We start from the raw sequence: 20,385 nt of genomic DNA on the forward strand, positions 1-20,385 counted from the left end.
TCCACTGACTTTTATACAAAGATCGACGCATGCCGAGGGCATGACGCTTGTCCGGGGCACTGCACGGATTCGTGGCACACCTGTAGGGGCTATCGGTAAGTTGCGGCAGAACTTGATAGCGGGTGCCTGAATCGGTCTTTTCCGGTAGCATTCCCCAGAGTTTGACCCGCCTGGAAGCCCCCCCATGTCCGACCGCCTGACCCTGCTGCGTCCCGACGACTGGCATATTCATCTTCGCGATGGTGCTGTGTTGACCCATACCGTCGCCGATGTCGCGCGCACCTTCGGGCGCGCAATCATCATGCCTAACCTGGTTCCGCCCGTGCGCAACGCCGCCGAGGCCGATGGCTATCGCCAGCGCATCCTCGCCGCACGCCCGGCTGGCAGCCGCTTCGAACCGCTGATGGTGCTTTACCTCACCGACCGCACCCAGCCCGAAGAAATCCGCGAGGCCAAGGCCAGCGGCTTCGTCCATGCCGCCAAGCTGTACCCGGCCGGTGCCACCACCAACTCCGATTCCGGTGTCACCAGCATCGACAAGATCTTTGCGGCGCTGGAGGCGATGGCCGAAGTCGGCATGCCGTTGTTGATCCACGGTGAGGTCACCCGGGGCGACGTCGACGTGTTCGACCGCGAGAAAATCTTCATCGACGAGCACATGCGCCGCGTCGTGGAACGGTTCCCGACGCTCAAGGTGGTGTTCGAACACATCACCACCGGCGATGCCGTGCAGTTCGTCAACGAGGCCCCGGCCAACGTCGGCGCGACCATTACCGCCCATCACCTGCTGTACAACCGCAACCATATGCTGGTGGGCGGGATCCGTCCGCACTTCTATTGCCTGCCGATCCTCAAGCGCAATACCCATCAGGAAGCTCTGCTCGACGCCGCCACCAGCGGCAGCGCCAAGTTTTTCCTCGGCACGGACTCGGCGCCCCACGCCCGCCACGCCAAGGAAGCCGCCTGCGGTTGCGCCGGTTGCTACACCGCCTACGCGGCCATCGAGCTGTACGCCGAGGCGTTCGAACAGCGTAACGCGCTGGACAAACTCGAAGGTTTCGCCAGCCTGCACGGCCCAAGCTTCTATGGTCTGCCAGCGAACATCGATCGTATTACCCTGGTCCGCGACGAGTGGACCGCCCCCGCCAGCCTGCCTTTCGGCGAGCTGACTGTCATCCCGCTGCGCGCCGGTGAAAAACTGCGCTGGCGCCTGCTGGAGGAAAACGCGTGAGTGAAGATCATTTCGACGACGAACAGGACGGCAACGGTGGTTCGGGCGGCGCCCGTCACCCCATGGCTGCCCGGTTCCGGGGCTATCTGCCGGTCGTCGTCGACGTAGAAACCGGCGGCTTCAACTCCGCCACCGATGCGTTGCTGGAAATCGCCGCGACCACCATCGGCATGGATGAAAAAGGTTTTGTGTTCCCTGACCACACCTATTTCTTTCGTGTCGAACCGTTCGAAGGCGCCAACATCGAAGCGGCGGCCCTGGAGTTCACCGGGATCAAGCTCGATCACCCTTTGCGCATGGCAGTGAGTGAAGAGACCGCCCTGACCGACATTTTCCGCGGTGTGCGCAAGGCCCTGAAGGCCAACGGTTGCAAGCGAGCGATCCTGGTCGGCCACAACAGCAGCTTCGACCTGGGCTTCCTCAACGCCGCTGTCGCGCGCCTGGACATGAAGCGCAATCCGTTTCACCCGTTCTCCAGCTTCGACACAGCGACCCTGGCCGGCCTGGCGTATGGCCAGACCGTCCTGGCCAAGGCCTGCCAGGCGGCCGACATCGATTTTGATGGCCGTGAAGCCCACTCGGCCCGCTACGACACCGAGAAGACGGCCGAGCTGTTCTGCGGCATCGTCAACCGCTGGAAGCAGATGGGGGGCTGGCAGGATTTCGACGACTGACATCGGACCAGCTTTGGCTCTTGTGGCGAGGGGATTTATCCCCGTGGGACTGCGCAGCAGTCCCACGAAAGGTGAGCCAGGCCAAATCAATTGGCGGGTTTTGGGTCGCTTCGCGGCCCAGCGGGGATAAATCCCCTCGCCACAAAGCTTCGTGTTCCAGCAGATGATCCGGTTTGAAACACCCATAAAAAAACCGGCCCTATCGAGGGCCGGTTTTTTTATGCCTTGTGCGATTACAGCTTGTCGCTGTGCTCACCCAGGTAGGCGGCAACGCCTTCAGGCGATGCAGTCATGCCCTTGTCGCCTTTCTTCCAGTTGGCCGGGCACACTTCGCCGTGCTCTTCGTGGAATTGCAGGGCGTCGACCAGACGGATCAGCTCTTCCATGTTACGGCCCAGTGGCAGGTCGTTGATGATCTGCGAACGGACAACGCCTTTGTCGTCGATCAGGAACGCGCCACGGAAAGCCACGCCGCCTTCGGACTCAACGTCGTAGGCCTTGGCGATTTCGTGCTTCATGTCGGCAGCCATGGTGTATTTCACCTGACCGATACCGCCATTGTTGATCGGGGTGTTGCGCCAGGCGTTGTGGGTGAAGTGCGAGTCGATCGAAACAGCGACCACTTCAACGTTGCGGGCCTTGAAGTCGTCCATGCGGTGATCCAGTGCGATCAGCTCGGACGGGCAGACGAAGGTGAAGTCCAGCGGATAGAAGAACACCAGGCCGTATTTGCCTTTGATGGCCGAGGACAGGGTGAAGCTGTCGACGATTTCGCCGTTGCCGAGCACGGCCGGGACGGTGAAGTCAGGGGCTTGTTTGCCTACGAGTACGCTCATTGGATATCTCCTGGTGTAGTAACGTGAAAACAAGGTCCGGGCCAGCCTGCCACCCTCAGGCGACAGCCCTGTGACACGAACCCGCTTGCAAGGGCCGATCATCATACACCGCGAATTTAGACTGTCTTCAACGGTTTTTCGGCGGTATTGAAAAATCGCTGTGGCATTTCATGACACCTCACGGGCCAAGGGCAGAAACCGTTCGTCAGCCAGGCGCCGCTCTGGCGCAAGGGTTTCAGAAACCACTTTGACAATCATTCTCGTTAACATTAAGATCCGTCTCAATTGAGTCACAACCAGCGACGGTTCTCACTTATGTATGTATGCCTCTGCACTGGCGTCACCGACGGGCAAATCCGCGAAGCGATCTATGAAGGTTGCTGCAGCTACCGCGAAGTCCGCCAGGCCACCGGCGTAGCCAGCCAATGCGGCAAATGTGCCTGCCTGGCCAAGGACGTGGTCCGCGAAACCCTCGCCAAAGTACAAACCGCCCAGGCCTCGATCCCCTACCCGGTAGAATTTACCGCCGCGTAATAAACAGCTTTCAAAGGAACCGGACTCAATGTCCGGTTTTTTTATGCCTGTAAATCAATTGCTTAGCGTTCAGACGCGGAACACAAACATTCTTATTCCGATTAATTTTCATTTATTATTCAACAACTTAGGTTTGACACTCGCAAGTACGCGGCTCAAACTCCGCCTTATATACAGCTATTACAGGGCAGGTCTCATCATGAAAGGCGACGTCACAGTCATCCAGCATCTCAATAAGATCCTCGGCAATGAGCTGGTCGCGATCAATCAATACTTCCTGCATGCGCGCATGTACGAGGATTGGGGCCTGAACAAGTTGGGCAAGCACGAGTACCACGAGTCCATCGACGAGATGAAACACGCGGACAAGCTGATCAAGCGCATCCTGTTCCTCGAAGGCCTGCCGAACGTCCAGGACTTGGGCAAGCTGCACATCGGCGAACACACCCGGGAAATGCTTGAGTGCGACCTGCGCATCGAGCGCACTGGCCACGCCGACCTGAAGGCGGCCATCGCCCATTGCGAGACCGTTGGCGACTTCGGCAGCCGTGAACTGCTTGAGGACATTCTCGAGTCCGAAGAAGAGCACATCGACTGGCTGGAAACCCAATTGGGCCTGATCGACAAAGTCGGCCTTGAGAACTACCTGCAATCGCAGATGGGTGAAGAGTAATTCTTCGCGGCTAACCCATTAAAAAGCCCCGCCCTCTTTCGAGAGGCGGGGCTTTTTAATGCCTGAGTTTCAGACCATACCGAAATCCACTGTGGGAGCGAGCAAGCTCGCTCCCACAAGGTTCTTGTCCACCACAACTTGTGTGGTGAACAGAACCATCACACATCAGGCTTCAGTCTTGTTCGCCGCAGCTTTTTCTACCGCTTCCTTGATCGTGGCCTGCAGAGAGCCGTCAGCGGCCATCTCGGTCATGATGTCGCTACCACCGACCAGCTCACCACCCACCCACAGCTGTGGGAACGTTGGCCAGTTGGCGTACTTGGGCAGGTTGGCGCGGATTTCCGGGTTCTGCAGGATGTCCACGTAGGCAAACTTCTCGCCACACGCCATCACAGCCTGAGCAGCCTTGGCCGAGAAACCGCACTGTGGCGCGTTCGGCGAGCCTTTCATGTAAAGCAGGATGGTGTTGTTGGCAATCTGGTCTTTAATCGTTTCGATGATATCCATGGAGCACCTCGGCTTAAAACTTTTGCGACTTAAGTTGTCGACACGGTGATGCATTGTAACGGAAAGCCGAACGTGCTCCAGAGACAATTTTACGCAGCCGCCACCTTCACCGGTACGCCGTTGAGCGCCGCATTACCGGACAACTCATCGAGCTGACAATCATCGGTCAGGTCATTGGCGCTGGAACCCGGCTGGCCGCAGGCGATGGTCATCTGCACGCCCGGCCGGGCATGGCCCCAGCCGTGGGGCAAGCTGACCACACCCTTCATCATGTCCAGGCTGCCCTGCACCTCGACTTCGATCATACCCACCCGCGAACTGACCTTCACCCGCTGCCCGTCGACAAGACCGCGACTGGCGAGGTCATCCGGATGCATCAGTAGCTGATGACGCGGCTTGCCCTTCACCAGCCGATGGAAATTGTGCATCCAGGAATTATTGCTGCGCACATGGCGACGACCAATCATCAGCAACTCATCCGCCGCTGGAGCCCGCAACGCGGCAAAACGCTCCAGGTCGGCAAGTATCACCGCCGGCGCGGCTTGCACCCGTTGGTTTTCGGTTTTCAACCGTGGGGCCAGGTTGGGCTTCAGAGCTCCGAGGTCAATGCCATGGGGATGGTCGAACAAGGTCGCCAGGGACAGTTTGTGTGGCGAAGCATCGCCATAAGCCCCGGCCCGCAGACCGAAATCGATCATTTGCGCTGGCGGCATGGTCGGTTTGAGTTCCTTGCCGGTTCTGGCGGCAAAGGCCTTGGCCAGCCCGACAAAAATCTCCCAGTCATGCAGCGCCCCTTCTGGCTTGGGCAGAATAGCCCGGTTGAAGCGGGTCACGTTGCGCACCGCGAACAGGTTGAACGTGGTGTCGTAATGATCGTTTTCCAGCGCCGAGGTCGAGGGCAGGATCAGGTCGGCATAGCGCGTGGTTTCGTTGATGTACAAGTCGATGCTGACCATGAACTCCAGCCCGTCCAGCGCCTGCTCCAGTTGTCGCCCGTTGGGCGTGGACAGTACCGGATTGCCGGCCACGGTAACCAGCGCACGAATCTGGCCTTCGCCTTCGGTGAGCATTTCCTCGGCCAGGGTCGACACCGGCAACTCCCCGGCGTACTCGGGACGCCCGGACACCCGGCTCTGCCAACGGTTGAAATGCCCTCCCGAGGTGGTGGCCACCAGATCCACTGCCGGCTCGGTGCACAGCGCCCCGCCCACCCGATCGAGGTTGCCGGTGACCAGATTGATCAGTTGAATCAGCCAGTGGCACAGCGTGCCAAATGCCTGGGTCGAAACCCCCATCCGCCCGTAACACACCGCGGACGGCGCTGCGGCAAAGTCCCGGGCCAATCGGCGGATCTGTTCCGCAGGCACTGCGCAAAGCGGACTCATCGCCTCAGCCGTGAAGGTGGCAACAGCTTGGCGCACCTCTTCCAGGCCATCCACCGGCAGGTGGCTGTCACGGGTCAGGCCCTCGCTGAACAACGTATTGAGCAAACCAAACAGCAACGCGGCATCACCACCAGGGCGCACGAACACATGCTGGTTGGCGATGGCCGCCGTTTCGCTGCGGCGCGGATCGACCACCACCACTTTACCGCCACGGGCCTGGATAGCCTTGAGGCGCTTCTCCACGTCCGGCACGGTCATGATGCTGCCGTTGGACGCCAGCGGGTTGCCGCCCAGGATCAGCATGAAGTCGGTGTGATCGATGTCTGGAATCGGCAGCAGCAGGCCGTGGCCATACATTAGATGACTGGTCAGGTGATGAGGCAGTTGATCCACCGAGGTCGCCGAGAAACGGCTGCGGGTTTTCAACAGGCCCAGGAAATAGTTGCTGTGGGTCATCAGCCCATAGTTGTGCACGCTGGGGTTGCCCTGGTAGACCGCCACCGCATTCTGGCCATGGCGCGCCTGGATACCCGCCAGGCGCTCGGCTACCAGCGCAAAGGCATCGTCCCAGGCAATGGGCTGCCACTCGCTGCCAATCCGCTGCATGGGCTGGCGCAGGCGGTCGGGGTCATTCTGGATATCTTGCAGGGCCACTGCCTTGGGACAGATATGCCCTCGGCTGAAGCTGTCCAGCGCATCGCCCTTGATCGAGGTGATCGCCAGGCCCTGGCCGTCGGTTTCGGTGGTTTCGAGGGTCAAGCCGCAGATGGCTTCACACAGATGGCACGCACGGTGGTGGAGAGTCTTGGTCATGGCCAGTCTCTGTTTTATTCGTGGCGGGCGCTTTCGGCCGCGGGAACAAAACTATGGCGCGCGATCCCCGGCAGCGCCAGCGACGTTCGTCCTGTGAATTGCCGGGCATCAGGCCCGCCGATGAAGTGGCATCAAGGGCGCTCGGGAGGCGGCGCCAGCAACTGGATTTCTTCGACGGTTTCCACCTGCTCCTGGGCGATGGGCACGCCCGTCAGCTCGCCGATCAGCCGCCAATGCTCGTCGAGCCCGTTGCTGATAGTGGCCATGCGATCGATCATTCTGCGGCCTGCGGCCTTGGTCACTTCGTCGTCGCTGCGCAACAATTCGAATGACATGGACGTCACCGAAGCGGTCAAATGAGTCAGGGAACGTGCCGTCAGCCCCAGTAGTTCCATCAATTGTTGCTCTTTCGAATCCATTTCGGGGGCTCCTGCGTCTAGAGGCTCATTTATAACCCAGCCCCTTGCATTAGGAAATGTTTCACACCTGACAACAAGCAGGCAAACCCCGGCAATGACGGGCCAAAGGCCGACTATCAACCACGCCATGCCCGCCCGGCTTGATTGCCAAGCTGCGCAACGCCAGTGTACAAATGGGGCACTGCTATCAGGAAACCGGCTTCATACATGTCATCGCAGACCTGTGATGACCTCGCTGAAATCCCCTAAAACTGTAGCCCTATTGGTAAGACGCGACATTTCCTTATAAGATCGCGCCTTCCTCTATTTCGTCGCCCCGTGCGGCTTTTGCCGCAGGTCTCGCCCGTTTTTTGAATAAACAAGGCTTTGAGCATCTGCGGTCAGTTACAAAAAGGTAGTCAATCATGAGCGCAAGGCACTTTCTCTCCCTGATGGATTTCACGCCCGATGAGTTGCTCGGCGTGATCCGTCGAGGCGTGGAGCTCAAGGACCTGCGTAACCGCGGCGTACTGTTCGAGCCCTTGAAAAACCGCGTGCTGGGGATGATCTTCGAGAAGTCATCGACCCGCACCCGCATCTCTTTCGAAGCCGGCATGATCCAGCTGGGCGGCCAGGCGATCTTCCTGTCGCCGCGCGACACCCAGTTGGGCCGCGGCGAACCCATCAGCGATTGCGCCATCGTCATGTCGAGCATGCTGGATGCCGTGATGATCCGTACCTTTGCCCACAGCACCCTGACCGAATTCGCGGCCCACTCCCGCGTGCCGGTGATCAACGGTCTGTCCGACGACCTGCATCCCTGCCAATTGCTGGCCGACATGCAGACGTTCCTCGAGCACCGTGGCCCAATCCAGGGCAAGACCGTGACCTGGATCGGCGATGGCAACAACATGTGCAACAGCTATATAGAAGCGGCGATACAATTCGACTTCCAGCTACGCATCGCCTGCCCTGAAGGCTACGACCCGAATGCCGAACTGGTCGCCAGGGCCGGGGATCGGGTGACCATCGTTCGTGATCCGAAACAGGCCGTGGCCGACGCACACCTGGTGAGCACCGACGTCTGGACCTCCATGGGCCAGGAAGAAGAAACCGCCAAGCGCCTCAAATTGTTCGCGCCGTTCCAGGTCAACCGGGCCCTGCTCGACCTGGCGGATGCCGAAGTGCTGTTCATGCACTGCCTGCCAGCCCACCGTGGCGAGGAGATCAGCTTCGATTTGCTGGACGACCCGCGCTCGGTGGCCTGGGACCAGGCAGAAAATCGCCTTCACGCGCAAAAGGCCCTGCTCGAGTTTCTTGTCGAGCCGGCGTACCACCACGCATGAGCCATTCGCTGCTACTGAATTTGCATAACCTGGCTTGCGGCTACCAAAACCAGCGGGTCGTGCAGAATCTCAACCTGCATCTCAATGCCGGCGACATCGGCTGCCTGCTCGGTTCGTCCGGGTGTGGCAAGACCACGACGTTGCGCGCCATCGCCGGTTTCGAACCGGTGCACGAGGGCGAGATCCAACTGGCCGGGGAAACCATCTCCCGCGCCGGCTTCACCCTCGCCCCGGAAAAACGCCGAATCGGCATGGTGTTCCAGGACTACGCGCTGTTCCCTCACCTGAGCGTGGCCGAGAACATTGCCTTTGGTATTCGCAAGCATCCAAACAAGGACCGCGTCGTCGAAGAACTGCTGGAACTGGTCAACCTCAAGAGCCTGGGCAAGCGTTTTCCCCATGAGCTCTCTGGTGGCCAGCAACAGCGCGTGGCATTGGCCCGAGCCCTGGCACCGGAGCCACAGTTGCTGTTGCTCGACGAACCGTTCTCCAACCTCGATGGCGAGCTGCGACGCAAGCTCAGCCATGAGGTGCGGGATATCCTCAAGGCCCGCGGCACCAGCGCGATCCTGGTCACCCACGACCAGGAAGAAGCCTTCGCCGTGAGTGACCATGTCGGGGTGTTCAAGGAAGGTCGGCTGGAGCAGTGGGACACGCCTTACAATCTCTACCACGAACCGCTGACGCCTTTCGTCGCCAGTTTCATTGGCCAGGGCTATTTCATTCGTGGCCGGCTCGAAAGCCCGGAATCGGTGCAGACCGAGCTGGGCATCCTGCGCGGCAACCGGGCCTATACCTGGCCCATTGGCGGCGCGGTGGACCTGCTGCTGCGCCCGGACGATATCGTCTACGCACCGGACAGCCCGCTCACGGCTCAAATCGTCGGCAAGACGTTCCTGGGGGCTTCCACGCTGTATCGCCTGCAATTGCCGACGGGGGCGCAGCTGGAATCGATCTTCCCAAGCCACGCCGACCATCAGGTCGGGGACCATGTCGGCATCCGCGTGGCGGCTGAACACCTGGTACTGTTCCAGGCCTCGGGCAGTACCGCGGCGCATATACCACCGGTGGAGAGTGGAGTGCGGCGCTACAGCACCGCCAGCTGACCATTGTGGGAGCGAGCTTGCTCGCGATGGCGTAGGCACATTCAGCATCGATGCAAGCTGAACCACCGCTATCGCGAGCAAGCTCGCTCCCACAAGTAACCTCATTGGCTTGAGGTTACCCCAGCATCAACGTCCCACTGGCCACCAACGTCGCATTCCCGCCGATCTTCACCCGCTCACCCTCCAATCGGCAGAACAACGCCCCGCCCCTGGCCGAGCACTGGTAAGCCGTCAGCCCATGCTTACCCAAGCGCTTGGACCAGTACGGAATCAGGCTGCAATGGGTCGAACCCGTCACCGGATCCTCATTGATACCAATGGCCGGGGCAAAATAGCGGGAGACAAAATCATGCTTGCTGCCCGGGGCGGTCACGATAGCGCCCGGCCACGGCAGTTTCGCCAAGGCCGCCATGTCCGGCTTGCAATCGAGCACCGCTTGCTCCGACTCCAGCACCACGAACAGTTCGCGGGAGCTCAGCACATCCACCGCTTCGACACCCAGGGCACTCTGCACGGCCAGGGACGCTCCCAACTCGCTAGGCATCACGGCTGGAAAATCCAGCCACAACCGATCGCCTTCGCGAGTGACGCTCAGCGGCCCGGATTTGCAGATGAAATCCAGCTGCCCAACCGTTTCGTCATAGACCTCGAACAGCACATAGGCACTGGCCAAAGTGGCATGCCCACAGAGCGGGACTTCGGTGGTGGGGGTGAACCAGCGGATATGCCAATACTGGCCTTCGCGAACCAGGAAAGCGGTCTCAGCCAGGTTATGTTCGGCGGCGATCTTTTGCATCAAGTCATCGGCAAGCCAGGCGTCGAGCCGATAGACCATCGCCGAATTACCGCCAAACGGCCGATCACTGAACGCATCGACTTGATGAAACGCAAGCTGCATGGCACTTCTCCTTTTTATTGATGCGCCAGCATGAGGGCCCGAGCTGCCGAATTTCCAGTGACAGATCAGCGCAATTTTCACCCTACAGCTTAGCGTGAGAATCCTGCCAGGCTTGAGCCCTGCACTCTTGTGGCGAGGGAGCTTGCTCGCGCTGGGGGGCGAAGCGGCCCCCTGGATTCAGACCCGCCCGATATCCGCAAACGTCGCCCCGGTATGCTCCGCCAGGACCGCAGGAGCTAGCTCCACCTCCAATCCCCGGCGTCCGGCGCTGACAAAAATGCTCGCAAGTGGCTGGGCCGAACTGTCGATAAACGTGCGCAGACGCTTCTTCTGCCCCAGCGGGCTGATGCCGCCGAGCAAATAACCCGTGGAGCGCTGCGCGGCGGACGGGTCGGCCATTTCGACTTTTTTCACCCCGGCGGCATGGGCCAGGCCTTTCAAATCCAAGGTCCCTGCCACCGGCACCACCGCCACCAACAACTCACCTTTTTCGCTGGCCGCCAACAACGTCTTGAACACCTGCGCCGGGTCCAGTCCGAGCTTTTGCGCCGCCTCCAGCCCATAGGACGCGGCCTTGGGGTCGTGTTCGTAACTGTGAATGCGATGCTCGGCACGTACTTTCTTCAACAGATCCAACGCGGGGGTCATGACCGCTCCTGGCAAGGAAATCAAAAAGAATGGGCGGATTCTAAGCCATCGCCAGCAAAAAAAGCGCGGGGCAGCACGGCCAGTCATGGTGAGGCCGTGTCGAAGAGGCGTCATTCACGCTACGAATAGTTGAAATGTGACCGACGGTTCACTTTCGACCTTTGACACCAGCGTTTCTTGTCTATATTTTTTCGAAACTGAAAGCAATAACGCATGTCTCAAGCAACACCCCGAAATCAGGACCGCCCTCCTGCTTCGGTAAAATCGCGCTATCGAGCTGTATATCGAACGCGCCAGACAACAACAAAAACTGAGGTTTGAATGACAATTGCTTTACAACAACCATCCCTTTCCAGCCAATGCCTGGCTGAATTCCTTGGAACTGCCCTGCTGATTTTCTTCGGTACCGGTTGCGTCGCGGCGCTCAAGGTCGCGGGTGCGAGTTTCGGCCTGTGGGAAATCAGTATCATCTGGGGCGTGGGCGTCAGCATGGCGATTTACCTCAGCGCGGGTGTTTCCGGCGCACACCTCAACCCCGCCGTCAGCATTGCCCTGTGCCTGTTCACCGACTTCCAGAAGCGCAAATTGCCGTTTTATATCATCTGCCAAGTGGCCGGCGCCTTCTGCGGTGCACTGCTGGTCTACACGCTGTATAGCAATCTATTCTTCGATTTCGAACAATCCCGGCACATGATCCGGGGGACTGAAGCCAGCCTCGAACTGGCCTCGGTGTTCTCGACCTATCCGCACCCGGCACTGTCCACCGGCCAGGCCTTTGTGGTGGAGATGATCATCACCGCCATCCTGATGGGCGTGATCATGTCGTTGACCGACGACAACAATGGCCTGCCCCGCGGCCCACTGGCGCCGCTGCTGATCGGCCTGCTGATTGCAGTGATAGGCAGCTCGATGGGCCCGCTGACCGGTTTCGCGATGAACCCGGCACGAGACTTCGGCCCTAAACTGATGACTTTCTTCGCTGGCTGGGGTGAAATTTCCTTCACGGGTGGACGCGACATCCCGTACTTCCTGGTTCCGATTTTTGCACCGATTGTGGGTGCGTGCCTGGGTGCTGCCGCCTATCGCGGGCTGATTGCCCGTCATCTGCCCAGCGCCACAACTGCTACAAAGGATGCAACACCCGCCATTGACGGCAAGCCCAGAACGTCCTGAAACGTGGGCGCATGCTCCTGCCCTTCGGGCGTGCGCCATGGCCTCCCCTCTTTTTACGTCCCAAGGCAATCGACATGACCGACATACAGAACAAGAACTACATCATTGCCCTCGACCAGGGTACGACCAGCTCGCGCGCGATCATTTTCGACCGTGACGCCAACGTGGTCTGCACCGCCCAGCGCGAATTCGTCCAGCATTATCCGCAGGCCGGCTGGGTCGAACACGACCCGATGGAGATCTTCGCCACCCAGAGCGCGGTCATGGTCGAAGCCCTGGCCCAGGCCGGCCTGCACCACGACCAGGTCGCCGCCATTGGCATCACCAACCAGCGTGAAACCACCGTAGTCTGGGACAAGACCACCGGTCGGCCAATCTACAACGCCATCGTCTGGCAATGCCGCCGCAGCACCGAGATCTGCCAGCAGCTCAAGCGCGATGGCCACGAGCAGTACATCAGCGAAACCACCGGCCTGGTCACCGATCCGTACTTTTCCGGCACCAAGCTCAAGTGGATCCTGGATAACGTCGAAGGCAGCCGCGAGCGTGCACGCAACGGTGAATTGCTGTTCGGCACCGTCGACAGCTGGCTGATCTGGAAATTCACCGGCGGCAAGGTCCACGTCACCGACTACACCAACGCCTCGCGCACCATGCTCTTCAATATTCACTCGCTGGAGTGGGACGCGAAGATGCTCGACATCCTCGACATCCCCCGCGAAATGCTCCCGGAAGTGAAATCGTCCTCGGAAATCTACGGCCGCACCAAAAGCGGCATTGCCATCGGTGGCATCGCCGGCGACCAACAGGCTGCCCTTTTCGGCCAGATGTGCGTGGAGCCAGGCCAGGCGAAAAATACCTATGGCACCGGTTGCTTCCTGCTGATGAACACTGGCGCCAAGGCCGTCAAATCCAATCACGGCATGCTCACCACGATTGCCTGCGGCCCTCGCGGCGAAGTGGCCTACGCCCTGGAAGGCGCGGTGTTCAATGGGGGCTCTACGGTTCAGTGGCTGCGCGATGAATTGAAAGTCATCAACGATGCCCACGACACCGAATACTTTGCCAACAAGGTCAAGGACAGCAACGGCGTGTACCTGGTGCCCGCCTTCACCGGCCTGGGTGCGCCGTACTGGGACCCCTACGCCCGTGGTGCGCTGTTCGGCCTGACCCGTGGCGTACGGGTCGATCACATCATCCGTGCGGCGCTGGAGTCGATTGCCTACCAGACCCGCGACGTGCTCGACGCCATGCAGCAGGACTCAGGCGAACGCCTCAAGGCCCTGCGGGTGGACGGCGGCGCGGTGGCGAACAACTTCCTGATGCAATTCCAGGCCGACATCCTGGGCACCCAGGTCGAACGTCCGAAAATGCGTGAAACCACCGCCCTGGGTGCGGCCTACCTGGCCGGCCTGGCCTGCGGCTTCTGGGGTAGCCTGGAAGAGCTGCGCGGTAAAGCGGTGATCGAGCGCGAATTCGAACCGCAACTGGACGAACAGGCGAAGGAAAAACTCTACGCTGGCTGGAAAAAAGCGGTCAGCCGCACCCGTGACTGGGAGCCTCACGAAGACGCCGAATAAACCGAAGCTGGAGACGAGAACGGTCAGAAACTGGTCGGGAGTGGATTCCTGCGGCATCATGGGCAAATTTTGTACGGCAGCCCAAAGGAAGCCCCATGAATCTGCCTCCCCGTCAGCAGCAAATCCTCGAACTGGTTCGCGAACGCGGCTATGTCAGCATCGAGGAAATGGCGCAGCTCTTCGTCGTCACCCCGCAAACCATCCGCCGCGACATCAATCAACTGGCGGAAGTGAATCTGCTGCGCCGCTACCATGGCGGCGCCGCCTACGATTCAAGCGTGGAAAACACCGCCTACGCCATGCGCGCCGACCAGATGCGCGACGAGAAACAACGCATCGCCGAAGCCATCGCCGCGCAGATCCCCGATCACGCCTCGCTGTTCATCAACATTGGCACCACCACCGAATCCATCGCCCGAGCGCTGCTCAATCACAACCATCTCAAGGTCATCACCAACAACCTGCACGTGGCTTCGATCCTCAGCGCCAAGGACGACTTCGAAGTCCTGATAGCCGGCGGTAACGTACGACGCGACGGGGGCGTGGTGGGCCAGGCCAGCGTAGACTTCATCAACCAGTTCAAGGTCGATTTTGCCCTGGTAGGCATCAGCGGTATCGATGAAGACGGCAGCCTGCTGGACTTCGACTACCAGGAAGTACGGGTTTCCCAGGCGATCATCGCCAACGCCCGGCAGGTATTGCTGGCGGCGGACTCCAGTAAATTCGGGCGCAACGCCATGGTTCGACTGGGGCCTATCAGCCTGATCGATTGCCTGGTGACGGACCAGCAACCGGTGCCGGCTTTGGCGCAATTGCTGAGCCAGCACAAGATTCGCCTGGAAGTGGTCTGACTTCACCCCCGGTCCCGTGTGGCGAGGGGATTTAGCGAAGCGTCGCACCGCCCCGCTGGGTTGCACAGCAACCCAATGCAGTCACTCAATTTGCCTGATGCGCCGCCTCGCCCGGGATTTAGGGCTGCTTCGCAGCCCAGCGGGGCGGTGCGACGCTTCGCTAGCCTCCTTGCCACAACTGCCTCCCTGTAGGCCTCAATATCTCTTTATGTTCGAAAATTTTCCTTTCAGCTTCCTTTGATCAGTATTTTCAATCGAAGCCGACTGGCTGTTGCCGAGTTTATGGGCTAGTATTTTCGCAAATGAACATTAATGTTCGAATTCAAATATTGCAAAAAGAGCCCGAGGCCAGCCGATGCCCACTTCTACCTTGCCTACGCCCCCTCTCGCCGAGGTTTACGACATCGCCGTCATTGGTGGCGGTATTAACGGCGTGGGGATTGCCGCGGACGCTGCCGGTCGCGGTCTTTCGGTGTTCCTTTGCGAAAAGGACGATCTGGCCAGCCACACATCGTCGGCCAGCAGCAAGCTGATCCACGGCGGCCTGCGCTACCTCGAACATTACGAATTCCGCCTGGTGCGCGAAGCGCTGGCAGAGCGCGAAGTGCTGCTGACCAAGGCCCCGCACATCGTCAAGCAAATGCGCTTCGTGCTGCCCCATCGCCCACACCTGCGTCCGGCCTGGATGATTCGCGCCGGCCTGTTTCTCTACGATCACCTTGGTAAACGTGAGCAACTCGCCGGTTCCAAGAGCCTGAAATTCGGTGCCGATAGCGTATTGAAAAGCGAGATCACCAAGGGCTTCGAATACTCCGACTGCTGGGTCGATGACGCACGACTGGTAGTGCTCAACGCCATGGCCGCCCGGGAAAAAGGCGCGCATGTCCACACCCGCACCCGCTGCGTGAACGCCCGCCGCAGCAAAGGCCTGTGGCACTTGCATCTGGAACGTGCCGACGGCAGTCTGTTTTCGATTCGCGCCAAGGCACTGGTGAACGCCGCTGGCCCATGGGTCGCCAAGTTCATTCGCGATGACCTGAAGATGGAATCGCCTTACGGCATCCGCCTGATCCAGGGCAGCCACCTGATCGTGCCGAAACTCTATGAGGGCGAGCATGCGCACATTCTTCAAAACGAAGATCAGCGCATTGTGTTCACCATTCCATACCTGAACCAGTTCACCCTGATCGGCACCACCGACCGCGAATACACCGGCGACCCGGCCAAAGTGGCCATTACCGAAGGTGAAACCGATTACCTGTTGAAGGTGGTCAACGCTCACTTCAAAAAGCAGCTCAGCCGCGACGATATCCGGCACAGCTATTCCGGCGTGCGCCCACTGTGCAACGACGAATCCGACAATCCATCAGCCGTCACCCGGGATTACACCCTGGCACTCTCCGGTAATGGTGAAGAAGCGCCGTTGCTGTCGGTGTTCGGTGGCAAGCTGACCACTTATCGCAAACTGGCCGAATCGGCCATGGCGCAGCTAGCCCCATTTTTTACGCAGATGCGCTCGAGCTGGACCGCCGTAGAGGCCCTCCCCGGAGGCGAAAACATGACCACCCCGCAGGCGCTGTGCTCGGCCCTGCGCGACAAATTCGACTGGTTGCCGACCGACATCGCCCGCCGCTGGGCTACCACGTATGGCAGCCGCACCTGGCGCATGCTCGAAGGCGTACACAACCTCGGCGACCTGGGCGAACACATTGGCGCAGGCCTCTACACCCGGGAAGTCGACTACCTGTGCAGCGACGAATGGGCCGTCGATGCCCAGGACATCCTGTGGCGCCGCAGCAAGCTGGGGCTGTTCACCACTCAGGGCGAACAGGAAAAGCTGCAGCAATACCTGAGTAAAGTTGAGCAAAACCGCCGCAAGATCGAAGCGGCCTGATCGATAGCCTGCTAAACCCAAAGCCCCTGAATCCTGCGATTCAGGGGCTTTTTGCTATCTGAAGTCCACCGATGCCCCTGTGAGAGCGAGCTTGCTCGCGATGAGGTCAGCCCATTCAACATCCATGTGACTGACACACCGCTATCGCAAGCAAGCTCGCTCCCACAATGGATCGAGGCAGGCTCAAGCCATTCGGTTTTCCGAACACGACCTGCCAGTCAGTTCGGCTAACCGGATAAAGCAGCCCGCATCAAACCTGAAACAAAACATTAATTACCAAGTAAAACAACAGGTTATACGGACAGCCCTGGCCTGGCACGAGTCATGCTCTACACTCCTGGAGACGAATACCTGCATGCCAACACAACAGGAGCTGCCAGGCATTCGAAGCACTCAGGGCCGACGAACCGGCTAAATAAGAAAAACAATGTCGAGGAAATATAGATGCGCATCGTTCCCCATCTCCTGGGCGCAGCCATTGCTGCCGCTCTGATCAGCACTCCGGTTTTTGCAGCCGAACTGACCGGCACGCTGAAAAAGATCAAAGAGTCCGGCGTTATCACGCTTGGGCATCGCGACGCTTCCATTCCGTTTTCCTATATTGCAGACGCGTCCGGCAAACCGGTCGGCTACTCCCACGACATCCAGCTGAAAGTCGTCGAAGCGATCAAAAAAGACCTGGACCTGCCTAACCTGCAGGTCAAGTACAACCTGGTGACTTCGCAAACCCGTATCCCGCTGGTGCAGAACGGCACCGTGGACCTGGAATGCGGCTCCACCACCAACAACGTCGAGCGTCAGCAGCAGGTTGACTTCTCCGTTGGCATCTTCGAGATCGGCACCCGACTGCTGACCAAGAAAGATTCCAAGTACAAGGATTTCGACGACCTCAAGGGCAAGAACGTCGTGACCACCGCCGGCACCACGTCCGAGCGCCTGCTCAAGTCCATGAACGCCGACAAGCAAATGGGCATGAACGTCATCTCCGCCAAGGACCATGGCGAGTCCTTCCAGATGCTCGAAGGCGGTCGTGCCGTTGCCTTCATGATGGACGACGCCCTGCTGGCCGGCGAAGCGGCCAAGGCCAAGAAAGCCGATGACTGGACCGTGACGGGTACCCCGCAGTCCTACGAAATCTACGGCTGCATGATGCGCAAGGGCGACGAGCCGTTCAAAAAGGCTGTCGATGACGCCATCGTGGCCACTTACAAGTCGGGCGAGATCAACAAGATCTACGAAAAATGGTTCATGCAGCCCATCCCACCAAAAGGCCTGAACCTGAACTTCCCAATGAGCGACGAACTCAAGGCACTGATCGCCAAGCCGACCGACAAAGCGGCTGACGACAAGAAATCCTGATTTCTGACTAACCTTATCTCCTGAAGGGGCCTGGCCCTTTCAGGGGATGGTCATTCCCTGCTGGCATATTCTGGAAACACTCGAACCGGTGGCTGTCGAGCCGATCGCGTGTGCCCGACCATCAAGTCGGGATGGGAACGGAGTTTCCCCAGGCGGGCACTTGTACATCGAACGATCTGAGGGGAGACCCTAATGAATTACAACTGGGACTGGGGCGTGTTCTTCAAGTCCACCGGGATCGGCAGCGAGATTTATCTCGACTGGTATGTAGCCGGCCTGGGCTGGACCATCGCCATCGCCGTCGTGGCCTGGATCATCGCCCTGCTGCTGGGCTCGGTGCTGGGCGTGATGCGCACCGTGCCGAACCGACTGGTGTCGGGCATCGCCACCTGCTACGTGGAACTCTTCCGTAATGTGCCGCTGCTGGTCCAGCTGTTCATCTGGTACTTCCTGGTGCCGGACCTGCTGCCCGCCGATATGCAGGAGTGGTACAAACAGGACCTGAACCCGACCACCTCGGCCTACCTGAGCGTCGTCGTGTGCCTGGGCCTGTTCACCGCCGCCCGGGTCTGCGAGCAGGTGCGCACCGGTATCCAGGCGCTACCGCGCGGCCAGGAATCCGCAGCCCGCGCCATGGGTTTCAAGCTGCCGCAGATCTACTGGAACGTGCTGCTGCCCCAGGCCTACCGGATCATCATTCCGCCGCTGACCTCGGAATTTCTCAACGTTTTCAAGAACTCCTCCGTGGCCTCGCTGATCGGCCTGATGGAGCTGCTCGCGCAGACCAAGCAGACCGCCGAGTTCTCCGCCAACCTGTTCGAAGCCTTCACCCTGGCGACGCTGATCTACTTCACCCTGAACATGAGCCTGATGCTGCTCATGCGCATGGTTGAGAAGAAAGTCGCGGTGCCCGGCCTGATTTCCGTGGGGGGTAAATAATGGAATTCGATTTCAGTGGCGTCATCCCGGCCATTCCCGGCTTGTGGAACGGCATGCTGATGACCCTCAAGCTGATGGCCATGGGTGTCGTCGGCGGGATCATCCTGGGGACGATCCTGGCGCTGATGCGCCTGTCCCATAACAAGCTGGTCTCCAACATCGCCGGCGCCTACGTCAATTACTTCCGCTCGATCCCGTTGCTGCTGGTAATCACCTGGTTCTACCTGGCAGTGCCGTTCGTACTGCGCTGGATCACCGGCGAGGACACCCCCATCGGCGCGTTCGGCTCCTGCGTCGTGGCGTTCATGATGTTCGAGGCGGCGTACTTCTGCGAAATCGTCCGGGCCGGCGTGCAGTCGATCCCCAAAGGCCAGATGGGTGCCGCCCAGGCACTGGGGATGAATTATGGCCAGACCATGCGCCTGATCATCCTGCCCCAGGCGTTTCGCAAGATGACCCCGTTGCTGCTGCAACAAAGCATCATCCTGTTTCAGGACACCTCGCTGGTCTACACGGTCGGCCTGGTGGACTTCCTCAATGCTTCGCGGGCCAATGGCGACATCATCGGCCGCTCCAATGAGTTCCTGATCATCGCAGGTCTCGTGTACTTCACAATCAGCTTTGCCGCCTCGCTGCTGGTCAAGCGTCTGCAAAAAAGGTTCGCCGTATGATCTCTATCAAGAACATCAACAAGTGGTATGGGGACTTCCAGGTACTGACCAATTGCAGCACCGAGGTCAGCAAGGGTGAGGTTGTGGTGGTGTGCGGCCCTTCGGGGTCGGGCAAGTCCACGCTGATCAAGTGCGTGAACGCCCTGGAGCCGTTCCAGAAAGGCGACATCGTGGTCGACGGCACCTCCATCGCCGATCCGAAGACCAACCTGCCGAAACTGCGTTCGCGCGTGGGCATGGTGTTCCAGCATTTCGAGCTGTTCCCGCACCTGACCATCACCGAAAACCTGACCATCGCGCAAATCAAGGTCCTGGGCCGCAGCAAGGAAGAGGCCACCAAGAAAGGCCTGCAATTGCTTGAGCGGGTCGGTCTCTCGGCCCATGCCCACAAGCACCCGGGCCAGCTCTCCGGTGGTCAGCAGCAACGCGTGGCGATCGCCCGCGCCCTGGCGATGGACCCGGTGGTGATGCTGTTCGACGAACCGACCTCGGCCCTTGACCCGGAAATGGTCAACGAAGTGCTCGACGTCATGGTGCAACTGGCCCACGAAGGCATGACCATGATGTGCGTGACCCACGAAATGGGCTTCGCCCGCAAAGTGGCGAACCGAGTGATCTTCATGGACCAGGGCCAGATCATCGAAGACTGCGAGAAGGAAGAGTTCTTCGGCGACATCAGCGCCCGCTCCGAACGTGCGCAGCACTTCCTTGAGAAAATCCTGCAGCACTAAACAACCCACACCGCTCCTGTCGGAGCGAGCTTGCTCACGATAGCGGACTGCCAGTCAACATCATTGTCGTCTGGTCAGCAGTCATCGCCAGCAAGCTCGCTCCCACAAGGGGCCAGTGTTGGTTTGTCGATTTGTGTT

The 20,385-nt window shown here is 59.6% G+C and carries 20 protein-coding genes; 14 read left to right on the top strand and 6 right to left on the bottom strand.

Annotated elements, in window-relative coordinates:
* Nucleotides 1-184 precede the first annotated feature (184 nt).
* Together pyrC and rnt are read left to right on the top strand one after the other, a co-directional pair.
* The gene (gene pyrC, locus SGN16_RS22830) at nt 185-1,231 is read left to right on the top strand and encodes a dihydroorotase (protein ID WP_335945065.1); all 1,047 of its coding nucleotides are present in this window, start codon (nt 185-187) and stop codon (nt 1,229-1,231) included.
* Nucleotides 1,228-1,905, top strand: a complete 678-nt coding sequence (rnt, locus tag SGN16_RS22835; RefSeq protein WP_025215178.1) for a ribonuclease T — start codon at nt 1,228-1,230, stop codon at nt 1,903-1,905. The genes pyrC and rnt overlap by 4 nt, the downstream gene beginning before the upstream one ends.
* A 233-nt stretch (nt 1,906-2,138) precedes the next feature.
* Here the strand turns inward: rnt and SGN16_RS22840 are convergent, their stop codons facing one another.
* Nucleotides 2,139-2,741, bottom strand: coding sequence for a peroxiredoxin (locus SGN16_RS22840; RefSeq protein ID WP_003204949.1), 603 nt, complete (start codon nt 2,739-2,741; stop codon nt 2,139-2,141).
* Between the two features lie 315 nt (nt 2,742-3,056).
* Between SGN16_RS22840 and SGN16_RS22845 the strand changes: the two genes are divergently transcribed.
* Entirely contained in the window at nt 3,057-3,275 is a 219-nt protein-coding gene (locus tag SGN16_RS22845; protein WP_092201551.1) for a bacterioferritin-associated ferredoxin, read from the top strand.
* A 199-nt stretch (nt 3,276-3,474) separates the two neighbouring features.
* Nucleotides 3,475-3,948 (top strand): bacterioferritin, encoded by a 474-nt coding sequence (gene bfr, locus SGN16_RS22850; protein ID WP_210640319.1) that lies wholly within the window; start codon nt 3,475-3,477, stop codon nt 3,946-3,948.
* Between the two features lie 165 nt (nt 3,949-4,113).
* Here the strand turns inward: bfr and grxD are convergent, their stop codons facing one another.
* The 3 genes from grxD to SGN16_RS22865 form a co-directional block, all read right to left on the bottom strand.
* Nucleotides 4,114-4,455, bottom strand: coding sequence for a Grx4 family monothiol glutaredoxin (grxD, locus tag SGN16_RS22855; RefSeq protein WP_135846871.1), 342 nt, complete (start codon nt 4,453-4,455; stop codon nt 4,114-4,116).
* A gap of 89 nt (nt 4,456-4,544) precedes the next feature.
* Nucleotides 4,545-6,653, bottom strand: a complete 2,109-nt coding sequence (locus tag SGN16_RS22860; RefSeq protein WP_335945066.1) for a molybdopterin oxidoreductase family protein — start codon at nt 6,651-6,653, stop codon at nt 4,545-4,547.
* A gap of 131 nt (nt 6,654-6,784) precedes the next feature.
* Nucleotides 6,785-7,072, bottom strand: a complete 288-nt coding sequence (locus SGN16_RS22865) for a hypothetical protein (protein ID WP_135846873.1) — start codon at nt 7,070-7,072, stop codon at nt 6,785-6,787.
* 404 nt (nt 7,073-7,476) lie between these two features.
* On the opposite strand from SGN16_RS22865, the gene argF reads away from it, so the two are divergent.
* Entirely contained in the window at nt 7,477-8,397 is a 921-nt protein-coding gene (gene argF / locus SGN16_RS22870) for an ornithine carbamoyltransferase (protein WP_335945067.1), read from the top strand.
* The gene (locus tag SGN16_RS22875) at nt 8,394-9,503 is read left to right on the top strand and encodes an ABC transporter ATP-binding protein (protein WP_210640325.1); all 1,110 of its coding nucleotides are present in this window, start codon (nt 8,394-8,396) and stop codon (nt 9,501-9,503) included. The genes argF and SGN16_RS22875 overlap by 4 nt, the downstream gene beginning before the upstream one ends.
* 115 nt (nt 9,504-9,618) lie before the next feature.
* Here the strand turns inward: SGN16_RS22875 and SGN16_RS22880 are convergent, their stop codons facing one another.
* Complete coding sequence (locus tag SGN16_RS22880) at nt 9,619-10,401, bottom strand: PhzF family phenazine biosynthesis protein (protein ID WP_210640327.1); 783 nt, start codon at nt 10,399-10,401, stop codon at nt 9,619-9,621.
* Between the two features lie 177 nt (nt 10,402-10,578).
* Entirely contained in the window at nt 10,579-11,049 is a 471-nt protein-coding gene (ybaK, locus tag SGN16_RS22885; RefSeq protein ID WP_210640328.1) for a Cys-tRNA(Pro) deacylase, read from the bottom strand.
* Nucleotides 11,050-11,370: 321 nt separating this feature from the next.
* On the opposite strand from ybaK, the gene SGN16_RS22890 reads away from it, so the two are divergent.
* The 8 genes from SGN16_RS22890 to SGN16_RS22925 all read left to right on the top strand — a co-directional run bounded on the left by SGN16_RS22890 (nt 11,371) and on the right by SGN16_RS22925 (nt 20,247).
* Entirely contained in the window at nt 11,371-12,222 is an 852-nt protein-coding gene (locus tag SGN16_RS22890; RefSeq protein WP_210640330.1) for an MIP/aquaporin family protein, read from the top strand.
* A 74-nt stretch (nt 12,223-12,296) separates the two neighbouring features.
* The gene (gene glpK / locus SGN16_RS22895; RefSeq protein WP_210640332.1) at nt 12,297-13,802 is read left to right on the top strand and encodes a glycerol kinase GlpK; all 1,506 of its coding nucleotides are present in this window, start codon (nt 12,297-12,299) and stop codon (nt 13,800-13,802) included.
* 95 nt (nt 13,803-13,897) lie between these two features.
* Nucleotides 13,898-14,653 (top strand): DeoR/GlpR family transcriptional regulator, encoded by a 756-nt coding sequence (locus SGN16_RS22900; protein ID WP_003204973.1) that lies wholly within the window; start codon nt 13,898-13,900, stop codon nt 14,651-14,653.
* A 355-nt stretch (nt 14,654-15,008) separates the two neighbouring features.
* Nucleotides 15,009-16,547 carry a glycerol-3-phosphate dehydrogenase gene (gene glpD, locus SGN16_RS22905; RefSeq protein ID WP_210640339.1) on the top strand — a complete coding sequence of 513 codons (1,539 nt, stop codon included), beginning with the start codon at nt 15,009-15,011 and terminating at the stop codon, nt 16,545-16,547.
* A gap of 444 nt (nt 16,548-16,991) precedes the next feature.
* Nucleotides 16,992-17,906 carry a glutamate/aspartate ABC transporter substrate-binding protein gene (locus SGN16_RS22910; protein ID WP_210640341.1) on the top strand — a complete coding sequence of 305 codons (915 nt, stop codon included), beginning with the start codon at nt 16,992-16,994 and terminating at the stop codon, nt 17,904-17,906.
* Between the two features lie 192 nt (nt 17,907-18,098).
* Nucleotides 18,099-18,845, top strand: a complete 747-nt coding sequence (locus tag SGN16_RS22915) for an amino acid ABC transporter permease (RefSeq protein ID WP_210640342.1) — start codon at nt 18,099-18,101, stop codon at nt 18,843-18,845.
* Nucleotides 18,845-19,516 (top strand): ABC transporter permease subunit, encoded by a 672-nt coding sequence (locus SGN16_RS22920; protein ID WP_210640344.1) that lies wholly within the window; start codon nt 18,845-18,847, stop codon nt 19,514-19,516. Before SGN16_RS22915 ends, SGN16_RS22920 begins: the two co-directional genes overlap by 1 nt.
* Nucleotides 19,513-20,247, top strand: a complete 735-nt coding sequence (locus tag SGN16_RS22925) for an amino acid ABC transporter ATP-binding protein (protein ID WP_014339893.1) — start codon at nt 19,513-19,515, stop codon at nt 20,245-20,247. Before SGN16_RS22920 ends, SGN16_RS22925 begins: the two co-directional genes overlap by 4 nt.
* Nucleotides 20,248-20,385 lie beyond the last annotated feature (138 nt).

The organism is Pseudomonas sp. G166, from assembly GCF_037027455.2.
In the GTDB taxonomy this organism is placed as follows: Bacteria; Pseudomonadota; Gammaproteobacteria; order Pseudomonadales; family Pseudomonadaceae; genus Aquipseudomonas.

Coding starts and splice junctions, on each gene's coding strand:
- pyrC (WP_335945065.1), top strand. CDS start 185: ATGTCCGACCGCCTGACCCTGCTGCGTCCCGACGACTGGCATATTCAT.
- SGN16_RS22840 (WP_003204949.1), bottom strand. CDS start 2,741: ATGAGCGTACTCGTAGGCAAACAAGCCCCTGACTTCACCGTCCCGGCC.
- SGN16_RS22845 (WP_092201551.1), top strand. CDS start 3,057: ATGTATGTATGCCTCTGCACTGGCGTCACCGACGGGCAAATCCGCGAA.
- bfr (WP_210640319.1), top strand. CDS start 3,475: ATGAAAGGCGACGTCACAGTCATCCAGCATCTCAATAAGATCCTCGGC.
- grxD (WP_135846871.1), bottom strand. CDS start 4,455: ATGGATATCATCGAAACGATTAAAGACCAGATTGCCAACAACACCATC.
- SGN16_RS22860 (WP_335945066.1), bottom strand. CDS start 6,653: ATGACCAAGACTCTCCACCACCGTGCGTGCCATCTGTGTGAAGCCATC.
- SGN16_RS22865 (WP_135846873.1), bottom strand. CDS start 7,072: ATGGATTCGAAAGAGCAACAATTGATGGAACTACTGGGGCTGACGGCA.
- argF (WP_335945067.1), top strand. CDS start 7,477: ATGAGCGCAAGGCACTTTCTCTCCCTGATGGATTTCACGCCCGATGAG.
- SGN16_RS22875 (WP_210640325.1), top strand. CDS start 8,394: ATGAGCCATTCGCTGCTACTGAATTTGCATAACCTGGCTTGCGGCTAC.
- SGN16_RS22880 (WP_210640327.1), bottom strand. CDS start 10,401: ATGCAGCTTGCGTTTCATCAAGTCGATGCGTTCAGTGATCGGCCGTTT.
- ybaK (WP_210640328.1), bottom strand. CDS start 11,049: ATGACCCCCGCGTTGGATCTGTTGAAGAAAGTACGTGCCGAGCATCGC.
- SGN16_RS22890 (WP_210640330.1), top strand. CDS start 11,371: ATGACAATTGCTTTACAACAACCATCCCTTTCCAGCCAATGCCTGGCT.
- glpK (WP_210640332.1), top strand. CDS start 12,297: ATGACCGACATACAGAACAAGAACTACATCATTGCCCTCGACCAGGGT.
- SGN16_RS22900 (WP_003204973.1), top strand. CDS start 13,898: ATGAATCTGCCTCCCCGTCAGCAGCAAATCCTCGAACTGGTTCGCGAA.
- glpD (WP_210640339.1), top strand. CDS start 15,009: ATGCCCACTTCTACCTTGCCTACGCCCCCTCTCGCCGAGGTTTACGAC.
- SGN16_RS22910 (WP_210640341.1), top strand. CDS start 16,992: ATGCGCATCGTTCCCCATCTCCTGGGCGCAGCCATTGCTGCCGCTCTG.
- SGN16_RS22915 (WP_210640342.1), top strand. CDS start 18,099: ATGAATTACAACTGGGACTGGGGCGTGTTCTTCAAGTCCACCGGGATC.
- SGN16_RS22920 (WP_210640344.1), top strand. CDS start 18,845: ATGGAATTCGATTTCAGTGGCGTCATCCCGGCCATTCCCGGCTTGTGG.
- SGN16_RS22925 (WP_014339893.1), top strand. CDS start 19,513: ATGATCTCTATCAAGAACATCAACAAGTGGTATGGGGACTTCCAGGTA.